This window comes from Enterobacter sp. Ap-867 (assembly GCF_011752855.1).
In the GTDB taxonomy this organism is placed as follows: domain Bacteria; phylum Pseudomonadota; class Gammaproteobacteria; order Enterobacterales; family Enterobacteriaceae; genus Cedecea.
In genome coordinates this window covers 248933-266701 of the sequence record NZ_VWWS01000008.1, presented here as the reverse complement: position 1 = coordinate 266701, position 17769 = coordinate 248933, and the positions used below count along the sequence as shown (strand labels likewise).

14 protein-coding genes are annotated in these 17769 nt (G+C 55.1%); 6 read left to right on the top strand and 8 right to left on the bottom strand.

The annotated features are described in order from the left end of the window. The first annotated feature begins 148 nt into the window (after nt 1-148). From F3J26_RS19650 to F3J26_RS19630, 5 genes are all read left to right on the top strand, one after another. Nucleotides 149-1903, top strand: coding sequence for an AAA family ATPase (locus tag F3J26_RS19650; RefSeq protein WP_166995538.1), 1755 nt, complete (start codon nt 149-151; stop codon nt 1901-1903). Nucleotides 1904-1971: 68 nt separating this feature from the next. Next, nucleotides 1972-2490 carry a bifunctional 3-hydroxydecanoyl-ACP dehydratase/trans-2-decenoyl-ACP isomerase gene (fabA, locus tag F3J26_RS19645; RefSeq protein ID WP_008461248.1) on the top strand — a complete coding sequence of 173 codons (519 nt, stop codon included), beginning with the start codon at nt 1972-1974 and terminating at the stop codon, nt 2488-2490. A 232-nt stretch (nt 2491-2722) separates the two neighbouring features. Continuing rightward, complete coding sequence (locus F3J26_RS19640) at nt 2723-3811, top strand: ABC transporter substrate-binding protein (protein ID WP_166995536.1); 1089 nt, start codon at nt 2723-2725, stop codon at nt 3809-3811. Nucleotides 3812-3899: 88 nt separating this feature from the next. Next, a complete protein-coding gene (locus F3J26_RS19635; protein ID WP_166995534.1) occupies nt 3900-5669 on the top strand; it encodes an ABC transporter permease in 1770 nt (589 codons plus the stop codon). Beyond that, nucleotides 5662-6732 (top strand): ATP-binding cassette domain-containing protein, encoded by a 1071-nt coding sequence (locus tag F3J26_RS19630; RefSeq protein ID WP_166995532.1) that lies wholly within the window; start codon nt 5662-5664, stop codon nt 6730-6732. Before F3J26_RS19635 ends, F3J26_RS19630 begins: the two co-directional genes overlap by 8 nt. A gap of 71 nt (nt 6733-6803) precedes the next feature. On the opposite strand, the gene rmf is transcribed toward F3J26_RS19630, so the two are convergent. The 6 genes from rmf to rlmKL form a co-directional block, all read right to left on the bottom strand. After that, a complete protein-coding gene (gene rmf, locus F3J26_RS19625; protein WP_008461244.1) occupies nt 6804-6971 on the bottom strand; it encodes a ribosome modulation factor in 168 nt (55 codons plus the stop codon). Nucleotides 6972-7230: 259 nt separating this feature from the next. After that, nucleotides 7231-7797, bottom strand: coding sequence for a membrane integrity-associated transporter subunit PqiC (pqiC, locus tag F3J26_RS19620; protein WP_008461243.1), 567 nt, complete (start codon nt 7795-7797; stop codon nt 7231-7233). Then, the gene (pqiB, locus tag F3J26_RS19615; RefSeq protein ID WP_008461242.1) at nt 7794-9434 is read right to left on the bottom strand and encodes an intermembrane transport protein PqiB; all 1641 of its coding nucleotides are present in this window, start codon (nt 9432-9434) and stop codon (nt 7794-7796) included. Before pqiB ends, pqiC begins: the two co-directional genes overlap by 4 nt. Continuing rightward, a complete protein-coding gene (gene pqiA, locus F3J26_RS19610; RefSeq protein ID WP_166875369.1) occupies nt 9424-10692 on the bottom strand; it encodes a membrane integrity-associated transporter subunit PqiA in 1269 nt (422 codons plus the stop codon). Before pqiA ends, pqiB begins: the two co-directional genes overlap by 11 nt. A 16-nt stretch (nt 10693-10708) precedes the next feature. Continuing rightward, nucleotides 10709-12616, bottom strand: a complete 1908-nt coding sequence (locus F3J26_RS19605; protein WP_008461239.1) for an ABC transporter ATP-binding protein — start codon at nt 12614-12616, stop codon at nt 10709-10711. Nucleotides 12617-12621: 5 nt separating this feature from the next. Next, entirely contained in the window at nt 12622-14745 is a 2124-nt protein-coding gene (gene rlmKL, locus F3J26_RS19600; protein WP_166875375.1) for a bifunctional 23S rRNA (guanine(2069)-N(7))-methyltransferase RlmK/23S rRNA (guanine(2445)-N(2))-methyltransferase RlmL, read from the bottom strand. Between the two features lie 103 nt (nt 14746-14848). On the opposite strand from rlmKL, the gene F3J26_RS19595 reads away from it, so the two are divergent. Continuing rightward, complete coding sequence (locus F3J26_RS19595; protein WP_166995530.1) at nt 14849-15964, top strand: MOSC N-terminal beta barrel domain-containing protein; 1116 nt, start codon at nt 14849-14851, stop codon at nt 15962-15964. Here the strand turns inward: F3J26_RS19595 and F3J26_RS19590 are convergent. Then, complete coding sequence (locus F3J26_RS19590) at nt 15961-16503, bottom strand: cell division protein ZapC domain-containing protein (RefSeq protein WP_166995528.1); 543 nt, start codon at nt 16501-16503, stop codon at nt 15961-15963. The two genes, F3J26_RS19595 and F3J26_RS19590, sit on opposite strands and share 4 nt — an antisense overlap. 153 nt (nt 16504-16656) lie before the next feature. Then, entirely contained in the window at nt 16657-17667 is a 1011-nt protein-coding gene (gene pyrD, locus F3J26_RS19585; protein ID WP_166995526.1) for a quinone-dependent dihydroorotate dehydrogenase, read from the bottom strand. Between the last annotated feature and the right edge of the window lie 102 nt (nt 17668-17769).

The following is a 17769-nucleotide window of genomic DNA, read 5'->3' as shown; positions in this document are numbered from 1 at the left end:
GTTCAGAATAACAGTTTTTCCGCCATTCGCTGAACTGAAAATCAAAGCTGTGAGAGGGATAAAACTGTGTTACTGCTTTATCCGTGTGCTACCCGAGCGATTCTTGTATAATCGCGCCTTTGACATCTCATTAAAAAATATAGCGACTTTGACGACTAATCGACTTGACTGGCGTGCCCTGGTGCCTGATACCGAAAGCTATCAGGAAATTTTTGCACAGCCTTATGATACCGACTCCGCCCCTCTTTCTGCGGTTCAACCTCGTTTAGTTTACGGGATTGAGCAACTCAACCTTTCCGTTTCTTCCGTCGATCTAATGCTGATAAAAGCCCCGGAAGAACAAGAGTATCTGGATCTTATCGCCGCGGCCGTTGAAGCATCCCATGATGAAGCCGAAGAAATCATCGGCGGACATTATCTCATTGAAGGTAATCGGGTCACCCTGCGCCCGGCCGGGAACGCTGACGATAACTTTGCGTCCAGCGGAGAAGTTATTGCCGCTGACTGGGTTGAACCGGAGCAACTGTTAGGCTGCGTGCGGCAGTTTGCGGGCGAGGTGTCGTTGGAGCCCGGCCTGATCCATCGCGTGAACGGCGGCGTCCTGGTGCTGTCGATGCGTAGCGTCCTTGCCCAGCCGCTGCTGTGGCTACGCCTGAAACAAATCATGACCCAGGGGCGTTTCGACTGGATTTCACCTGACGAAACTCGTCCGCTGCCGGTAAAAATTCCGTCATTAGCGTTGGATTTCAAACTGGTCCTGGTTGGCGAGCGCGACTCGCTGGCCGATTTCCAGGAAATGGAGATGGATCTGGCTGCAGCCGCTATCTACAGTGAATTTGAAGACAATCTGCAAATTGCTTCTGCCGATGAAATGGCGCTTTGGTGTCAGTGGATCTATGCCATCGCCGCTGAGAAGTCATTGCCAGCACCTGCAGCCGATGCCTGGCAACCGCTGATTCGTGAGGCCGTCCGCTACACGGGCGATCAGGAAATGCTGCCACTCTGCCCTTCCTGGATTTCACGCCAGCTGCGTGAAGTCGCGCCGTTTACCGAAGCAGACAGCTTTAACGCCGAACAGCTCCAACAAATGCTCGAACAGCGTGAATGGCGCGAAGGTTTCCTGGCCGAGCGCATGCAGGATGAAATCCTGATGGAGCAAATCCTGATTGAAACCGAGGGCGAAATGATCGGCCAGGTTAACGCGCTGTCGGTCATTGAATTCCCGGGTCATCCACGGGCGTTTGGTGAACCTTCCCGTATCAGTTGCGTGGTTCACGTCGGTGATGGGGAGTTTACGGACGTAGAGCGCAAGGCAGAACTCGGCGGTAACATTCACGCCAAAGGGATGATGATCATGCAGGCATTTCTGATGTCAGAGCTGCAGCTTGACCAGCAAATCCCGTTTTCGGCGTCCCTTACCTTCGAGCAGTCCTACAGCGAAGTTGACGGCGACAGCGCCTCCATGGCTGAGCTTTGCGCCCTGATAAGTGCCCTGGCTAACGTCCCTATTTATCAGCACATTGCGATCACCGGCTCTGTGGATCAGTTCGGCCGTGTACAGCCCGTTGGCGGGCTGAATGAAAAAGTGGAAGGTTTCTTCAGCATTTGTCAGCAGCGTGAGTTTAGCGGTACCCAGGGTGTTATTATTCCTCTGGCGAACGTACGTCACCTGTCGCTGCATAAAGATGTACTGGAGGCCGTCGAGCAAAATAAATTCTCGATTTGGGCAATTGACGACGTGGCTGATGCCCTGCCGTTATTGACCAATCTCCCGTGGGATGGCGAAGGGCAAAACACCCTGATGCGTGCGGTGCAGGAGCGTATTGCTCAGGCCTCGGCGCCGGATGTTCGCCAGCGCTTTCCGTGGCCGCTACGCTGGCTCAACTGGTTCAACCACAACTGATCGGACTTGTTGAGCGTACACGTGTTAGCTAACCTGCGTGCTTCATTATAAAAAGGCTTACTGTAGACATGGTAGATAAACGCGAATCCTATACGAAAGAAGATCTTCTTGCCTCAGGGCGTGGCGAACTGTTTGGGGCTGAAGGCCCGCAGCTGCCTGCACCTTCCATGCTGATGATGGACCGCGTAGTCAAGATGACCGAGGACGGCGGTAACTTTGATAAAGGTTACGTGGAAGCCGAGCTGGATATTAACCCTGACCTGTGGTTCTTTGGTTGCCACTTTATTGGTGACCCGGTGATGCCTGGCTGTCTGGGGCTTGATGCCATGTGGCAGCTGGTTGGTTTCTACCTCGGCTGGCTCGGTGGCGAAGGCAAAGGCCGCGCGCTGGGCGTGGGCGAAGTGAAATTTACCGGTCAGGTTCTCCCTACCGCGAAGAAAGTTACCTACCGCATTCACTTCAAACGCGTTGTGAATCGCCGCCTGATCATGGGCCTGGCTGACGGTGAAGTACTGGTTGATGGCCGTGTGATCTACACCGCAACCGACCTGAAAGTGGGTCTTTTCAAAGACACGTCTGCTTTCTAATACCGTTTCATCTGGCTTTACCTCGAAAGCATCCATTGCTCGCAGTGGGTGCTTTTTTGTTTCTATCGCCCGCCTGAATGACGCTTTCTTGCCGTGGTTTTTATGGCGTTAATTGCTTAAACAACGTTCGAAATCACAAATCGTGAAGATAAAAAACGCCCCCTCTTGCCTGGAAAACGTTATGCGTTATGTTGATTTTTAGTTTCTCAAATGTAACTAGAGGTTAACAATAATGTCGAATAAGTTACGTATATCTTGCCTTGCTTCTGCCGTGCTGCTCTCTACCTCTGCATTTTCTGCTGTGCCTCAGGGCTATCCGGCGGATTATCAAAAAATCATCGATGCCGCGACCAAAGAAGGCAAAGTGGTGCTCTATTCCACCACCGACACCAAAACCGCGGCCCCGCTTATTCAGGGCTTTGAGGCCGCATATCCGGGCATCAAAGTAGAATATAACGACATGAACAGCACCGAGCTGTACAACCGTTATATCAGCGAGCAGGCCGCCGGCGGTACCAGCGGTGACGTGGTCTGGAGTTCTTCTATGGACACGGCATTAAAGCTCGCCACCGACTATGCCCAGGAATACAAATCCCCGGAGCAAGGCCAGTTGCCGAAGTGGGCAGTCTGGAAAGACAAGGCCTACGGTACCACCTATGAGCCGGTCATTTTTATCTACAACAAACGCCTGATCCCGGCCAATGAAGTGCCTGACAGCCATGCAGCGTTGGCCAAACTTATCGCCAGCCAGCCCGAAAAATTCAGCAAAAAAGTCACCACTTACGATATTGAAAAATCCGGTCTCGGTTTTATGCTTTCGGTACAGGATCACAAGGCCGATCCAAGTTACTTCCAAACGCTCGCCGATGTAGCCAAAGGCGGCCTTTCGGTTCAGTCCTCAACCGGCACCATGATGGAGCGAGTCTCCTCGGGTGAAAACCTGATTGGCTTCAACATTCTGGGCTCTTACGCCGAAGCCCGTGCCAAAACGGACACCTCCCTCGGTATCGCTTATCCGAAGGACTACACCCTGGTGCTGTCACGCGTCTCCTTTATCAGCAATGAAGCGAAAAACAGCAACGCGGCGAAGCTGTGGATTGACTACGTGCTGTCTGAAAAGGGGCAAAACATCCTCGCTAATCAGGCGGATATTCCTTCCATCCGCAATGATATCGACGGTGACAACGACATCGACGGCATGACCAAAAAACTCGGCAACGCCCTGAAGCCGATCCCGGTGGATGAAACCCTGCTGGAATACCTGCAGCAGAAAAAACGCCTGGACTACATCAAGCAGTGGCGCGAAGCCGCCGCGAAATAATCCTTTGATGAGGCGTGCCGTCCGGCTACGCCTCGCTTAACCCGAACACATTAGGCTATTCAGGCTAACTGACCTGAGGGATCGTTACATGGATGCATTACGCAGAAAGTGGCAAAGCCTGCCGCGCGGCATTGTGGTGCTGATAACTGCGCTGGTTATCTATATTCCGCTGTCGTTTATCGTTATACAGAGTTTTCTCTCGGCCCCCTTCTTCTCCCCGTCGAAGGAGTGGAGCCTCGACTCTTTTGAATTTATCTTCACCGACTCCGATTTTTACCTGGCGCTGAAGAGCGGCTTTATTCTGGCCTTTGGCCTGGTGGTGATTGCCATCCCGCTGGGCGGCATTCTGGCTTTCCTGATGGTGCGTACTGACCTGCCGGGCAGACGCATCATCGAGCCGCTGATTCTGGTGCCTATTTTTGTGTCGCCGATGGTATTGGGGTTTGGCTATGTGGTGGCCGCAGGCCCGGTTGGCTTCTTCTCCCTGTGGGCGCAGTCGCTGCTTGGTTTCGTGCCGTGGAATATCTACGACATGTCGAGCATCGTGGTGATCGCAGGCCTGACGCATGTGCCCCACGCCTATCTCTACATCTCCTCGGCCCTGCGCAGCGTAGGTTCCGACGTAGAGGAAGCGGCTCGCACCGCAGGTGCAACGCCGCTTCAGGTGATGACAGCCGTCAGCCTGCCGATGGTGCGTCCGGCAATGCTATATGCCACCGTGCTGCTGTTCTTCCTCGGGCTGGAAGTTTTCGGTCTGATGCTCGTGCTGGGCGACCCGGAAGGCAACATGGTGCTGGCAACGTATCTCTACAAGCTCACCAATAAGCTAGGGACGCCGTCCTATCATCTGATGGCTGCCGTCGCTGTCGTGCTGATTTGTATCACTATCCCGCTGGTCATGCTGCAGCGCCGACTGATGCGCACGGCAAACCGCTTTGTCACCGTCAAAGGCAAAGCCTCTCAGGCTCGCGCCTTGCCTCTGGGTAAATGGCGCTGGGTCGCAGGCGCCGTCGTGGCGTTCTGGCTGACCGTTACCATCGGGGTGCCGCTGATTGGCGTTATCCTGCGGTCCTTTATCTCCAACTGGGGCGTGGGCGTTTCACTGTGGGATGAACTGTCGCTCAATACCTTCCGCACTATCTGGGAACAGCCCAACCTGCTGCGGGCCATCGTCAACTCAATGGCGATAGGGGTCATCGGCGGCGCGCTGGCGGTGGTTTGCTACCTGTTTATCGGCATCGCCATGCACAGAAAACCAGACAACGTGACCCGCTTCCTGGACTACAGCGTGCTGGTACCTCGTGCCGTGCCTGGCCTGCTGGCCGGTCTGGCCTTCCTGTGGGTGTTTTTATTCCTGCCGATGTGGCTGGATAACGCGCTGAAGTCCGGCTGGCTTTCCGGTATGCCGTGGTCCCAGTGGCTGCGGGATAACCTTATCGTCTGGCTACGCTCGCTGCGCAGCACAATATTCAGCGTCTGGCTGGCCTATACCGTCGTGTGGATGGCCTATGGCCTGCGCCTTATCTCGTCTACCCTGCTGCAGGTTGGGCCGGAACTGGAAGAGGCCGCCCGCAGCACCGGGGCAAGCCGTGGGCAAATTACCCGCCACGTTACCATCCCGCTGTCGCGCTACGGCCTGATTGGCTCCTGGCTGCTGATGTTCCTGATCTTTGAGCGTGAATATTCTACCGGCGTCTACCTGCTTTCCCCCGGTACGGAAACCATCGGTTCCATGCTGGTTTCGCTGTGGGCCGCGGGCGCCATCGATATTGTCGCCGCACTTTCCTTTATTAATATTCTGTTCGTGGTGTTAGGGCTCGGCATTGCCCTTCGTTTTGGAGTGAAATTACATGATTGAGTTATCGGTCGAGAACCTGCACTTAACCTACGGCGACAATCCCGTGCTGAAAGGCGTTTCCATGGAGCTGAAGCGCGGCGAAGTCGTGTCTTTGCTTGGCCCTTCCGGCAGCGGCAAAACAACGCTGCTGCGCGCCGTCGCCGGGCTGGAAAAACCCACCCAGGGCACAATTGTTATCGGCAAAAGCAACGTTTACGACGGCGCATCCCGCAAAGAGATCCCGGCCGAAGAACGTAATCTTGGCCTGGTCTTCCAGTCTTATGCCCTGTGGCCGCATAAAACCGTCTTTGAAAACGTCGCTTACCCGCTCAAGCTGCGTAAAGTGGCGACGGCGGAAATCAACCAGCGTGTACAGGCCGTTTTGGATCAGTTGGGGCTTGGGCACCTCGGCCAGCGCCACCCTTATCAGCTATCCGGTGGGCAGCAGCAGCGCGTCGCGATTGGCCGGGCGCTGGTTTATAACCCGCCGGTGATTTTGCTTGATGAACCGCTTTCCAACCTGGATGCGAAACTGCGCGAAGAAGCCCGCGTCTTCCTGAGAGAACTGATTATCAAGCTAGGGCTGTCGGCGTTAATGGTCACCCACGATCAGAACGAAGCGATGGCCATTTCTGACCGTATTCTGCTGCTGAATAACGGAAAAATTGAGCAACAGGGCACCCCGCAAGAGATGTATGGCTCACCGCAAACGCTGTTCACCGCCGAGTTTATGGGCAGCAATAACCGCCTGAACGGTAAAGTGACTGAGGTTCGCGACGGTAAAGCACGCATTGAGGGCAGCGGCTGGGCGCTCTGGGGCAAAGCTGGGGCTGGCGCCGTGGCCGGGCAGGAAGGGACGGCGGTAATTCGCGTGGAGCGCGTACGGATTGCCGATCTGCCCGGGGAAAACGGCATGACGCTGCCGCTGTTAACCAGCATGTACCTCGGCGATCGCTGGGAATATCTCTTCCGAACCTCTGGAGATGATTTCGTGATTCGCGCCTACGGCAATGATATGCGTGATGCTCAGCCGCATCATCTCCAGTTGCCAGAGCAGCACGTCTGGATTTTCCCTAAACCCTGATCGATGTTACACACGTCCAAAAAGGCGAAACCTCCGCGATGCGGAGGTTTCTTTTTCTAAAGAGACAGTGATTACGCAGTAACCGCCCTGTCTTCCATGGCTTCTCGCCAGCCTCCCATCCAGTAGGATCTCTGATTCAGAGTCTGATATGGACAAATCTCTTTTGAGCGTCCGGCGATACCTGCCTGATAACCACGTTGATGTGCCCGTTCCAGGCGATCTCGTTTTTGTCTCTTCATGCCTCGTTTCCCTCATTACATTGTCTGGTGGAAAAGAAAACAGTGATTACAAAATGTGCAACCACGGATAAGCAATAACGCGAAATTCAGCGAGCGTCAATGCGCAAAATTCACGCCAATGTCACATTTCCGCGATATTATGGTTATCTTTTCGACAAAAACTGAGGCGCGCCTGTCGCTAACCGGTTCAGCAAAAAAGAAAAGCTGCGACCACCCGAAGGTGAAAATCGCAGCTTTTTTGTACCAATCATTTTACCTATCAATTAAGGCGTGTGAGCGCCGAAGCAATACTCTTCGCTTCCTGCTGCCAGCCCTGAGCCAGGGTTTTCACCATGGCGTCGTAGCCGTCATCCTGTTGCTTCAGTTCGATATGGAACGGGCGCTTAATAATTTCGCCCTGACGCTTCAGGAGCCACTCTCCGCTGACAATGACCTTGCCATCATATCGACCGTGAAAACCGGTCACATTCACGCTGAGCGCATCCTGATCGTGGCCTAGCGGCTGGGAGGCAACCACCCAGCCTGGCAATGCGCTGCTGAGATTGCTGACCAGCGCATTGCGCAGCTGCTGGTCAAGCGGGCTGGCCCAAAGGTTGCTGGTGGCGATGACATACTGCACATCGGTCGTCTGGTAAACCACCCCTGTGCCGGCGAGGAAATCAGGCACGGTGACCTGATCGACCCACAGCAAGTGGCTTCCAGGCTGGCTCACGGCCTGCATAGCAGGCTGTGAAGTTTGCGGCAGCTGATAGTACGTTTTGCCATTGTCGCTCCCGCTACAGGCGGAAAGCGCTAAGACGGCGGCTAGCGTGAGCCACTTTTTCATGGTTGTGCCCTCTTCGGCTGCGGATCCTTTTTATCCTTCGCTTCAAATATCAGCGAGTTGCTCTTGTCGTTCAGCGTACGCAATACCGGCTGCAGCTCGCGCAGCACCTGATCAAGACGCTGCATATCCGCCACCATCTTGTTATAGGCCGCCGAGCCCGGCTGGAAGCCCTGCATACTGCGGTTCAGCTCGCGAAGCGTTTTCTGCATATCTTCCGGTAGCTGCTGCATCGACTGACTGGAAGTAATCTTGTTCAGATTGTCCAGCGTCTGCTGCAGGTGGCGCATCGTTTTCTGGCTTTCAGCCAGCGTATTCGTGGCCTGTTCCAGCATCGGGTTAATCGGCAGGTTGTTGATTTTATCCAGCGTCTCCAGCAGTTTTTGCTGAATTTGCGCCAGGCCGCCGCTCACCGTTGGAATAAGCGGGTAGCCCGCGATTTGCGGCAGATCGCCCAGCGCTTTCTCTTTCGGATAGAAATCGAGATCGATAAACAGCGCCCCGGTCACCAGGCTCCCGGTTTTCATCGAGGCACGCAGTCCGCGCTTGATCAATACCTGCAGATTGGTCGAGATATCCGCGCCATCTTCAAGCATATTTTTCAAGCGTTCTGGCTCGATGCGGATCAGCACCGGAATGCGGAAATCGTCATTCAGGCTTTGGCGCATTTTTTCGTTGAAGAACGGAACCTGTGCCACCGTCCCCAGGCGAATGCCGCGGAATTCCACCGGCGCACCTGGCTGCAGACCACGAACAGAATCTTTGAAGAACATCAGGTAATCGATATGGTTGGTATACAGCGAATCCTGAATGCTTTTCTGATCGTCAAACAGCTGGAAGTCAGCGCCCGTTTCAACCGGCTTGCCCCACTCCCAGCCTTCAGGCACGTCGAAGCTGACGCCCCCACTAAACAGCGTGGTTAACGACCCCATCTCCACACGCATCCCCTGGGCGGACATATCCACGGCGATGCCGCTGTCTTTCCAGAAACGGACGTTGCTGGTAATCAGCCTGTCGTTTGGTGCCGCAATAAACAGCTGGTAGCTAATCGCTCGCTTATTGGTATCAAAGGTGCTGGTTTCCACCGAGCCTACGCGGTAGCCGCGGAACAGCACCGGATCCCCTGGGGTAAGCTGGCCCGCTTTTTTACTGTCGAGCGTAATGCGAATGCCTTTGGCATCAGGTGGCGCCAGCGGCGGCGCATCCAGCAGAGCATAGTTCTCGGGCTGCTCGCCTTTGGTCCCCGGCTGCAGCTCAATATAGGCGCCGGACAGCAGCGTGCCGAGCCCGGAGATCCCTTCGCGCCCCACCTGCGGTTTTACCACCCAGAACACGGAATCTTTGTGCAGCAGCTTCTCCATCCCGGAATTTAGCCGCGCCTTAATTTCTACATGGTGTAGATCGTCCGTTAGCTGTGCACTCTCCACTACCCCGACGTCTACGCTGCGGCTTTTGATGGTGGTTTTACCGCCTTCAATCCCTTCTGCGTTGGCGGTGATCAGGGTCACTTCCGGCCCCTGATGACTGTAGTGATAAAACAGGATCCAGGCGCCAATCAGCGCCGTTACGATGGGAAAGATCCAAACCGGCGACCAGTTTTTTACCTTCTGCACTTTCGCCTCGCCGTGCTTATTTTCCATGTTCGGAAGACTCCTCATCAGTTACATCGTCAGCGCGATCCCAGGACAAGCGAGGGTCAAAGGTCATCGCAGCAAACATCGTCAAAATCACTACACAGGCAAACATTAACGCCCCCATAGCCGGGTAGATATTCATCAGCCCGCCCATGCGCACCAGCGCGGAGAGAACGGCAATCACAAACACATCGATCATCGACCAGCGGCCGACAAACTCAACAACTTCATAAATCAGGTGCATTCGCTCGCTGTCACGCTTGCCGTGCCCTTTTGCATCCCAGCACAGCCAGGCGATGGCGATCATTTTTAGCGTAGGCACCATGATACTGGCGATAAAAATCACCATTGCCACCGGATAAGATCCCTCACTCCAGAGCAGGATCACCCCGGCCAAAATGGTGGAAGGATATTTGCTGCCCAGCATTTCGGTGACCATGATCGGCAAAATGTTTGCCGGCAGATAAAGCATAATGGAGGTGATCAGCAGCGCCAGCGTCCACTGCAGGCTGTGCCTGCGGCGAACGTGGCCGTGTGTCCCGCAGCGTGGGCAGACCAGCGTATCCGCCTCAACGATAGCCGTGCAGCAGGAACAGGAGCGCAGCCCCTGCTTAATCCCCGACACGCCAACTTTTAACGGATGGTGCACTGGCGGCATGGGCGCAATATCATCCCAAAGCCAGCGCCGGTCCACGCACTGGAAGGCTCGAAGCTGCAAAATGCAGAACAGGCACCAGGGAATAAAGCTGCTGCCCACGCCAATGTCCCCATAGGCCATCAGCTTCACGAAGCTAACCAATACCCCGGCGAGGAAGATTTCCGCCATGCCCCAGCTTTTCAACTGGAACAGCACTCGCGCCAGCCAGCGTTTAAGCCCAAAAGGCAATTTTGCCTGGTTGACCAACAGCAGGATGGTTATCAGGCAAAAAGCCGGCACCGCCTGAACAAAAAGCAGAAAGAAGGTGCCGAGGCTGGCGTAATCCTCGGAAAACATCACGCCGGGAATTTGCATCAGCGTGACTTCGCTACTGATCCCGGCCACCTTCATATTGATGAAAGGAAACAGGTTAGCCAGCAGCAGCATAAACAGCCCCGCCAAAGCGTAAGCCGTTGGCCGCTGACGCGGCAAAAACCACTGCGTGACTAACGGAGTGCCACAGCGCGGGCAGGAGGCTTTGTGGCCATCCTGCAGGGCGGGCAGCGCCACCAGCAAATCACATTGTCGACACAAAATATGCGAGCGATGGTGGTGCGTGGCACACATCGTAACTCTCCTTAGATTACGAACCGTTTTTCAGCGCTTCCAGGTACTCCCAGCGTTCAAATGCTTCTTCCAGAGCCTGTTCCGCCGCGGCCATTTCCGCCAGGACTTTTTGGGTCACATCGTGCGGCTGGTTGAAGAAATCAGCATCAGCGACCTTCGCCTGCAGCGTGCCTAAATCGGCTTCAAGCTGCTCAAGCCGTTGAGGCAACTGCTCTAATTCGCGCTGCAGGTTATAGCTTAGTTTGCTATTGGCACGTTTAACAGGTTCTGCTTTTTGCGATTCGACCTTCTCGGATTTAGCCGCAGCAGCCTGACGCAGCGGCTGAGCGGAACCCTGCTGGCCTTTGGCATCATGGTAGCCACCGACATAGCGACCAATTTTGCCCTGGCCTTCGAAGATCCAGCACTCGGTCACGGTATTGTCGACAAACTGACGATCGTGGCTGACCAGCATCACGGTGCCCTGGTAACCATCAATCAGCTCTTCCAGCAGCTCCAGGGTTTCCACGTCCAGATCGTTGGTTGGTTCATCGAGGATCAGCAGGTTGCTAGGTTTTAAGAACAAACGCGCCAGCAGCAGACGGTTGCGTTCCCCACCGGAAAGCGCACGCACCGGCGTCATCGCGCGTTTGGGATGGAACAGGAAGTCCTGCAGGTAACCCAGCACATGGCGCGGCTTGCCGTTCACCATCACTTCCTGCTTACCTTCCGCCAGGTTATCCATCACGGTACGGTCAGGATCCAGCTCGGCACGGTGCTGATCGAAGTAGGCCACTTCCAGCTTGGTACCGCAGTGTACGCGGCCGCTGTCAGCCTGAAGCTGGCTCAGCATCAGCTTCAGCAGCGTGGTTTTGCCACAGCCGTTCGGCCCTACCAGCGCAATTTTATCGCCACGCAGCACCTGCGCGGAAAAATCACGCACCAGCGTTTTACCGGCAACCTGATAGTTAACGTCTTCCATCTCGAAGACAATTTTGCCTGAGCGACTCGCTTCTTCCACCTGCATCTTCGCGCTGCCCATCACTTCACGACGTTCACCGCGTTCACGGCGCATCGCTTTCAGGGCACGAACGCGCCCTTCGTTACGGGTGCGACGCGCTTTGATGCCCTGGCGGATCCACACTTCTTCCTGCGCCAGCTTGCGGTCAAACTCGGCGTTCTGTAACTCTTCCACGCGCAGGGCTTCTTCTTTCGCCAGCAGATACTGATCGTAATCGCCAGGGTAAGACACCAGCTTGCCGCGATCGAGATCGACAATGCGGGTGGCCATATTGCGGATAAACGAACGGTCGTGGGAGATAAAGATAATGCTGCCCTGGAACTCTTTCAGGAAGCCTTCCAGCCAGTCGATGGTTTCGATATCGAGGTGGTTAGTCGGTTCGTCCAGCAGCAATACGCGCGGAGAGCTGACCAGCGCACGCCCCAGCGCGGCTTTACGCAGCCAGCCGCCGGACAGCGCAGACAGCTCGGTATCCGCTTCAAGACCAAGCTGCTCCAGCACTTCGTTAATACGGCTATCAAGCTGCCACAGGCCCTGATGATCGAGGATCTCCTGAATGCGAGCCATCTCGTTGAGGTTCTTCTCGCTCGGATCGCTCATTACTTTGTGGGAGATATCATGGTAGGCCTTCAGGTATTCCGCCTGCTCTTCCACCCCTTCCGCTACAAAGTCATACACCGTGCCAGCAACGTTACGCGGCGGGTCCTGCTGCAGGCGAGCGACGATCAGATCCTGCTCATAAACCATGCGGCCATCGTCCAGCGGGACTTCGCGGTTGAGGATCTTCATCAGCGTTGATTTGCCCGCGCCGTTACGGCCGACCAGACAGACGCGTTCGTTTTCTTCGATGTGTAATTCGGTGTTATCTAACAGCGGTGCGTCGCTAAACGACAGCCAGGCACCGTGCATACTAATTAATGACATGACTATTAATCCCGGGATTCGTGAGTGACTAACCAGCAGTTATGGATCTGGCGGTTGCGCGCAAAGTCCTGCGACTGCGTTTTTTGTGTAATTTCCTGTGCAACCAGGCCCAGCTCCGCCAGGCCGGCGAAGTCCATTTTGAAGCCACGTTTATTGTTGGAGAACATAATGGTACCGCCGCGACGCAGCAGGCGCTTCAGATCTTTCATCAGCGCAAGGTGGTCACGCTGCACGTCGAAAGAGTCTTCCATACGCTTGGAGTTAGAGAACGTCGGCGGGTCAATAAAGATCAGGTCGAACTGTTCGTCGCTGTCGCGCAGCCAGCCCAGGCAATCAGCCTGCACCAGCCGATGGGCGCGGCCGGTCAAGCCGTTCAGGCGCAGGTTGCGCTCTGCCCATTCAAGATAGGTACGGGACATATCTACCGTAGTAGTGCTTTTCGCCCCACCCAGCCCCGCGTGTACCGTTGCAGTACCGGTATAAGCAAAAAGGTTCAGGAAGTCTTTGCCTTTGCTCATCTGCCCCAGCATGCGGCGGGCAATGCGGTGGTCGAGGAACAGGCCGGTATCCAGATAGTCGGTCAAGTTGACCCACAGGCGAGCGTCATATTCGCTCACTTCCATGAAATCACCCTTTTCGCCCATCTTCTGGTACTGGCTTTTCCCTTTCTGACGTTCGCGAGTTTTTAACACCAGCTTGTTCGTCGGCAGCTCAAGCACAGCAAGCGTTGCCGCGATGACGTCAAACAGACGCTGGCGGGCTTTGTTTGGATCGATGGTTTTCGGGGGCGCGTACTCCTGCACCACAACCCAGTCGCCGTAACGGTCAACCGCCACGTTGTAATCAGGCAGATCGCCATCGTACAGGCGATAGCATTCGATGCCTTCCTGACGCGCCCACTTGTCGAGCTTCTTGACGTTTTTACGCAGGCGGTTGGCGTAATCTTCGGCAATCTGGCCGCTGGCCGCGGCAACGCCGGCAGGATTTGCCGCCAGCTGATAGTTTTTCTGTACGCAATCCAGTGGGCCGTTTTTGGCTTTAAACTGGCGGTCAGCGCGCAGCTGCAGGCAGCTCAGCAGTTCAGGGGAGGCGCTGAACAGCGACAGATGCCAGCCGCCAAACTGGTTTTTCAGGTGGCGACCCAGCAGGCTGTGCAGGGCAATCAGCGCCGGCTCGCTTTCCAGACGTTCGCCGTATGGCGGGTTGCTGATAACCGTCCCCGCCGGGCCTTCCGGCAGCGGATTGACCAGGTTCGCCACATCCTTAACGTCGAAGCTGATCACGTCAGCCAGACCCGCACGGCGGGCGTTGGCACGGGCGCGTTCAATCACGCGACTGTCGTTATCAGAACCATAGAAGCGAGACTGATATTCAGTCAGGCCGCGACGGGCGCGAACCTGGGCTTCGGTTACCACCTCTTTCCAGACATCGGCATCATGCTTCGCCCAGTTCAGGAAGCCCCAATGCTTACGGTGCAGGCCCGGCGCACGATCGGTGGCGATCATCGCCCCTTCAATCAGCAAGGTGCCGGAGCCGCACATCGGATCCAACAGCGGCGTGCCGTGCTGCCAGCCGGAGCGCATCACGATAGCCGCTGCCAGCGTCTCTTTAATAGGGGCCGCACCGGTTGCATCGCGGTAGCCGCGCTGGTGCAGGCCTTCGCCGCTGAGATCCAGGGCGATGCTGGCGGTATCTTTATTCAGCCAGACGTTAATGCGCAGATCCGGCTGCTCGCGATCGACATCCGGACGCGGCAGGTTTTTACGTGTAAAGGAGTCAACGATCGCATCCTTTACCTTCAGCGCCCCGTACTGGCTGTTGCGAATGGTTTCGTTCAGGCCGCTAAAATGCACGGCAAAGGTTGCGCCCGGCCCGAACAGTGCCGGCCAGTCGATCGCCATCACGCCGAGATAAAGATCAAGGTCGCTGTAGACTTTACATTCGCTGAGCGGCAGCAAAATGCGCGAAGCCAGGCGGCTCCACATCAGGCTTTGATAGAGTAGACGAGTATCCCCCTGGAAATGTACGCCGCCCTGAACCACCTGGCAGCCCTGGGCCCCCAGGTTTTCTAGTTCAGTTTTTAACAGCTCTTCAAGCCCACGCGCCGTACTGGCAAACAGAGAATTCATATCGTCACTTATCAGGTAAAAAGAAAATTGTGGCGCATTATAGCTAATCCGCAACGCATGTCATAAAGTTGCCCTCTTATATTTACTTCCCACGGAGGGCGCCGTGATTACTTTGTCTCAACTCTTTATTCACCCGGTAAAATCTATGCGCGGCCTGGCGCTCTCCCACGCGCAGGCAACCACCAGCGGCCTGGCCTTTGATCGCATCTTTATGATTACCGAGCTGGATGGCACCTTTATTACCGCCCGCCAGCATCCGCAGATGGTGCTGTTCACTCCCGCATTCGTGCATGACGGCCTTTATTTATCCGCCCCGGACGGCAGCTCGGCCAGCATTCGCTTTGCTGATTTCGCCGCAACGCCGGAGCCGACAGAAGTCTGGGGCACGCACTTTACCGCGCTCATTGCGCCCGATGAAATTAATCAGTGGCTGAGCGGGTTCTTCTCTCGCCCGGTGCAGCTGCGCTGGGTTGGTGAGCGGCCCACCCGCCGGGTGAAACGCCACGAAGAAGTACCGCTCTCTTTTGCCGACGGTTTCCCTTATTTGCTGACCAACGAAGCTTCGCTGCGCGACCTGCAAAACCGCTGCCCCGCCAGCGTTAAAATGACCCAGTTTCGCCCGAATATCGTGGTGACCGGTGCCTCTGCGTGGGCGGAGGATACCTGGAAAGTCGTGCGTATTGGCGGGGTCACTTTCGACGTGGCTAAACCCTGCAGCCGCTGTATTTTTACGACGGTTAGCCCGGAACGCGGCCTGAAACATCCGAGTGGAGAACCGCTCAAAACGCTGCAGGGATTCCGCACCGCGCAGGATAATAGCGGCGCAGTCGATTTTGGTCAGAATTTGATTGCCCGTAACAGCGGAGTTATTCGCGTGGGCGACGAGCTGGAGGTGCTGGCCCACAGGCCGGCGAATGTTTATGGCCCCGGCGAAGTGGTGGAAAGCCTCGAACCTCAGAGCCAGCCTGAAAGCAGCGTCAGCATCGACTGGGAAGGCACGACGTTCCAGGGCAATAACCAACAGATTCTTTTGGAACAGCTGGAAAACAAAGGGATTCGCGTCCCCTATTCCTGCCGGGCCGGGATATGCGGAAGCTGTCGGGTTAGGTTGCTGGATGGCGAAGTGAAAGCACTGAAGAAAGGCGCCATTGGCGCGGACGGCACCATTTTATGCTGCAGCTGCGTGCCTACAGGGAATGTGAGCGTGGCGTCGCGCTAAACGGCCTGATCGAGTCTGAGGCCGCTACTTAAAGGCTGCGGTTTCAGCCGGTCATTCATCACTTTAATGGCATCCCCAAGCTGCATCGTGCGGCCAGCTAACGTGAGCCCCTGCTGAGCAAGCAGGCAAAGTGCGGCATTGTCGCCGGTTTCCACCACCAGCAGGTTCACCTGCTGCATATTCTCGCTTAGCCACACGCAGGCCCCTTCCCCTACTTCTGGCTGCCAGCCGTCGCCGTGGGAGACAAAATGCCAGCTTTTTGGCATCTGCGGTTTGAGGAAGCGAATCGCTACCAGGGCGTTGAGCACCAGCTCGGCGCGCTGCTCTTTCCCTAACGGTAAATCACGGCATTTTTCTTCAAAAGAGAAATAAAGCGCCGCATCATCAACACAAAAACCTGAATTTTCAAAGGCATCCGGGGTTAGCATTTTACGGGGAAAGCGCGAACGGAAAAGCATACCATTGGCCAAATCGAGCATCATTCGATCGTGCTCTTCATCGAAATACCAACGCCAGTTATCGTCCGGTTTTATTCGCATAATGCTTACCCTTCATTTATCCCGCTGCTGAATTGCCACTCAAATTCTTACCATATTAATAAAAGACCAATATGTTTAAATAAGCAACAGTAGCGGAATATAAAACAACCAGGACCGAAAATAAAGCCCTGGTTGTCTGTAAAAGGTAAATGATCAGAGATGGGTAACGATTTCTTTAATCAGCGGTGGGCCTTTAAAAATGAAGCCTGAGTATATTTGAACCAACGAAGCGCCAGCCGCCATCTTCTCGCGAGCGGCAACCACGGAATCAATCCCTCCTACGCCAATAATCGGCAGGCGGCCATTTAATTCCTGAGACAGGCGGCGAATAATTTCCGTGCTTTTTAATTGTACAGGACGCCCGCTTAAGCCCCCGGTTTCATCGCAGTGTTTCATGCCCTGAACAAGGCTGCGGTCTAAAGTAGTATTGGTTGCAATGACCCCGTCAATATTATGGCGAACTAAACTGTCCGCCACCTGGATCAATTCTTCTTCAGAAAGATCCGGCGCGATCTTCACCGCCACGGGAACATATTTATGGTGGATCTCTTGCAGCGCTTGTTGCTTATTTTTAATGGCGCTTAAAAGATCGTCCAACGCTTCACCATATTGCAAAGTACGCAGCCCTGGCGTATTCGGTGATGAGATATTGATCGCAATATAGCCAGCATATGGATAAATTTTATCCATGCAGACCAGATAATCGTCTTTCCCCTGTTCAACGGGGGTATCTTTGTTCTTGCCGATATTAATCCCGAGCACGCCGTCGAAATGCGCTTTTTTTACGTTTTCGACCAGGTTATCCACCCCGAGATTATTAAACCCCATTCGGTTAATCAGCCCTTCGGCTTCCACCAAACGGAAGATACGTGGCTTGTCGTTCCCCGGCTGCGGACGCGGCGTCACGGTGCCAATCTCAATGGAGCCAAAGCCCATCGCTCCGAAGGCATCGATACATTCCCCGTTTTTATCCAGGCCCGCGGCTAAGCCGAGCGGATTCTTGAACGTTAACCCCATGCAGGTCACAGGTTTTGACGGCACGTTCTGACGCACCAGCCACTCAAGCGGCGTTCCGGTGACAAAGCGTAATTGCTGAAAAGTTAACTCATGAGCGCGCTCTGGATCGAGCTGAAAAAGGGCTTTACGAACGAAGGGGTAGTACATGAACTCTCCTGGATTCCCGGTGTGCAGACCGGGGCGTTATTATTCACGATCCGGGGGATGATTGGAATTGACCTGTCGCAAAAAAGCCTGAATAGAGGCAAA